4 protein-coding genes are annotated in these 3,505 nt (G+C 62.9%); 3 read left to right on the top strand and 1 reads right to left on the bottom strand.

Features of this window, described 5'->3' with window-relative positions; translation table 11 throughout:
* Positions 1-243: hypothetical protein (locus tag QZ196_RS17400; RefSeq protein ID WP_296428663.1), on the bottom strand; the 243-nt coding region annotated here is incomplete at its 3' end.
* A 119-nt stretch (positions 244-362) separates the two neighbouring features.
* Here QZ196_RS17400 and QZ196_RS17395 point away from each other — a divergent pair.
* The 3 genes from QZ196_RS17395 to QZ196_RS17385 form a co-directional block, all read left to right on the top strand.
* Positions 363-2,102, top strand: coding sequence for a DEAD/DEAH box helicase (locus tag QZ196_RS17395; RefSeq protein WP_296428660.1), 1,740 nt, complete (start codon positions 363-365; stop codon positions 2,100-2,102).
* Positions 2,099-2,323, top strand: coding sequence for a DUF6511 domain-containing protein (locus QZ196_RS17390; RefSeq protein WP_296428657.1), 225 nt, complete (start codon positions 2,099-2,101; stop codon positions 2,321-2,323). The genes QZ196_RS17395 and QZ196_RS17390 overlap by 4 nt, the downstream gene beginning before the upstream one ends.
* On the top strand, positions 2,323-3,505 hold a 1,183-nt coding region (locus QZ196_RS17385; RefSeq protein ID WP_296428653.1), incomplete at its 3' end, for a PriCT-2 domain-containing protein. The genes QZ196_RS17390 and QZ196_RS17385, both read left to right, overlap by 1 nt.

The raw sequence follows: 3,505 nt of genomic DNA, 5'->3' as shown, positions 1-3,505 counted from the left end.
CGTCTGCTGGACAAGGCTGGCCGGATCATCTTCGCCCAGCATCCGCCCGCGCGGATCAGCGAGGACCCCGCATGGTTTGAGTGTCGGTTCTGCGATCACCATGCTGCCTGCCACGACAGTGGCGGTGCCGCCGTGACCTGTCGGTCCTGCCTGCATTCCACCGCGGTCGATGGCGGGTGGCATTGCGCCCGGCACGACCGGATGCTGGCTCCGATCGAGCAGCGTGCGGCCTGCAGCAAACATCTCTTCATCCCCGATCTTGTGCCGGGTGAGGTCATCGATGCGGGGGACGACATCGTCACTTACCGCATGGCCGATGGCTCCACTTGGGAAAACGACGCCCGTACCACGGAGGCCGCACCATGCTGACCCTGCGCCCATATCAACAGGCCGCGATCGCTTCGATCTACGAATACTACGAGAACAAATCTGGCAATTGTTGCATTGTGATCCCAACAGCTGGAGGCAAGTCTCTGGTTATGGCTGCCTTCATCGAAGGCGTGCTGAAAGCCTGGCCTGACCAGCGCATTCTGATCGTGACCCATGTGCGTGAGTTGATCGCGCAGAACCATGCCGAGATGATCGGCCTTTGGCCTGACGCGCCAGCGGGCATCTATTCGGCGGGTCTGGGCAAGCGCGAGGCGCAGGCGCGCGTCTTGTTCGCAGGCATCCAGTCGATCCATCACCGGGCCCGCGAAATCGGCCACACCGATCTGGTGCTGATCGACGAGGCCCATCTGATCCCAGGCAAATCGAGCACGATGTATCGGCGTTTCCTCGATGCGCTGAGCGAGATCAACCCGGCGCTGAAGGTGATCGGGCTCACGGCCACGCCGTTCCGGCTCGACAGCGGCATGCTGCATGAGGGCAAGAACGCGCTCTTCACCGATATCGCCTATGAGGCGCCGGTCCGAGACCTGATCGATCAGGGATTTCTGAGCCCGCTTGTCTCAAAACTGCCCGCCACCCGGCTTGATGTGTCGAAGGTCGGCACCCGCGCTGGTGATTTCATTGCCCGCGACCTGGCGGCGGCGGTCGACCAGGAGGCGACCACCCGGGCGGCTGTCACCGAGATCATCGACTATGGCAAGGATCGGAAATCCTGGTTGGCCTTCTGTTCGGGTGTCGATCACGCCCGCCACGTTGCCGAGGAATTTGGACGCAGGGGCATCACCTGTCAGACGATCTTCGGCGATACACCCAAGGACGAGCGCGATGCCATCATCGCCGCGTTCAAGCGGGGCGAAATCCGCGCGTTGGCGTCGATGGGCGTGCTGACTACCGGCTTTAACGCCCCAGCCGTCGATCTCATTGCGCTCCTGCGTCCGACACAGTCAGCCGGACTCTATGTGCAGATGGTTGGTCGTGGCACGCGCCTGGCACCGGGCAAGGAGAACTGCCTCGTTCTGGATTTCGCGGGCAATGTTCGACGCCACGGGCCGATCGATCTCGTGCGTCCGAAGCGTCCTGGTGAGAATGGCGGGGGCGAGGCACCCACAAAGGTCTGCCCCATGTGTGAGAGCATCGTGGCGCTCTCGGCCACCGAATGTCCGGACTGCGGATACGAATTCCCGGCCCGTGAGGTGAAGATTGCGCCGACCGCAGCCACGCTGCCGGTCCTGTCGCAAAAAGCGCCTCAATGGCTGCTGGTGAGCGGCGTATCTTACACCCGTCACGACAAACGCGGCGGGCGGCCCTCGCTCAAGGTCACTTACAGCTGCGGTCTCGCCACTTACAGCGAATGGGTCTGTTTCGAGCATCAGGGCTATGCGCGCCAGAAGGCCGCGGATTGGTGGCGCAAACGTGCACCCGGTCTGCCCGTTCCGCTCGGCGTGAATGAGGCCATTGCGCAGGAAAGCCGTCTCATGCGCCCAAGCGAAATCTCGGTCCGTCCATCGGGCCGCTATTTTGAAATCTCCGGCTACAGGTTCGATCCATGCGCCAAACCCACCCAGGCCTCTGCGCCGTCTGCCACCGGGAACCTCGCGGCTTTGGTTGGTTCAACCCGGTCTTCCGCATCTCCGACCGGCGGCGGGACGCAAGCCGCAAGCACCTCTGCTCTCGCGTCTGCCAGGACATCTGCCATGGGAGGAAGGGCATGATCGACCCCACTCCGAACGAGAGCGAGGCCATGAGCGTCGGCGGCCAACAAGGCGGTGAATACCTCGAGAGCATCGGTAGATCCGATTTAACGACGCTGACCGAGACCGAGTGGGACCGCTTCATTGACGCGGTCGTCACCGGATATTGCGACCACCTGCGCGAGCTTGCGGCCAAGGACCGCACGCGGCTCGACGGGATGACCCCGGAGGTGCCCTTCTGATGGCAGAGACATCCTACATGGCGCGTTTCGGCGCGCGGCTGGTCACCAATGGCTATGCCATCCTGCCGATCGGTCCGGGCACCAAAAAGCCCGGGCAGTTCAAACGCGGTGCCTGGGCCGATTACCCGGAATGGAACCGGCATGCTGAGCGGGCCACGACAGAGGTGGAGATCGCGACCTGGTCCGCATGGCCCGATTGCGGCATTGGCATTGTTGGCGGTGCAGTGGCTGCGGTCGATATCGATATCGTGGACAGTCCTGATCTTGCGCTCCAGATCGAGCAGCTGGCACGTGACAGGCTTGGCGATACCCCGGCGCTGCGGATCGGAAAGGCCCCGAAGCGCATGTTGATCTACCGCACGGCTGAGCCATTCCGGGGGATCAAGCGTCATCCGCTGGAAGTACTCTGCCTTGGCCAGCAGTTTCTGGCTTATGCCACCCATCCCGACACTGGCGCGCCCTATGCCTGGCCCGATGAGGGGCTGGCCGATCTCGATATCAGCGATCTGCCGGAAATCACCGCTGATGCAGCGGCTTCGTTTCTGGATGAGGCCTATGGGTTATTGCCTGAAGCCCTGCGCCAGCGTGGCCTGACAACTGCGTCCTCAACAGCCGAGCATTTGCGCAGCCATAGTCAGATTGGCACGTTGCCAGCCATCGCATCAGCCCTCGCATGGCTGCCCAATGCCGAGCTGGATTATGACAGCTGGATGCGGATCGGCATGGCGCTGAAAGGCGCGCTTGGTGATGCTGGCGCCGATCTCTTCGCTGACTGGTCAGCACAAGCAGCAAAGGATGTACCAGAGGCCACTGCCAAGGCCTGGGCCAGCTTCAAGCCCGATCGTATTGGAGCGGGCACGATCTACCATCTCGCCATGGAGCGTGGCTGGCAGCCTGATGCCTCTCTATGTCTGGACGGCTCTGCAGCCTGTGATGGGGAGCATCCTGCGGCGGGGCTGCTGTCCAGGTTGGGCGTTCAATCCGACCAAGACGGCGACACCCCGGCCAGCCCACCGTTCACGCTGGTCATCCCAGACGGTCTGGTGGGCGATCTGACGGATTACATGCTGGCCACTGCCCGGCGTCCGCAGCCGCTGCTGTCGCTCGGCGCAAGCCTCTGTGCCATTGGCGCGCTGATGGGGCGGCAATACCGCACGACAAGCAACCTGCGCTCGAACCTCT

This window comes from Yoonia sp., from assembly GCF_017854565.1.
Taxonomy (GTDB): domain Bacteria; phylum Pseudomonadota; class Alphaproteobacteria; order Rhodobacterales; family Rhodobacteraceae; genus Yoonia.
The sequence above is the reverse complement of the archived record's forward strand: the minus strand, read 5'-3'. Positions and strand labels throughout refer to the sequence as shown.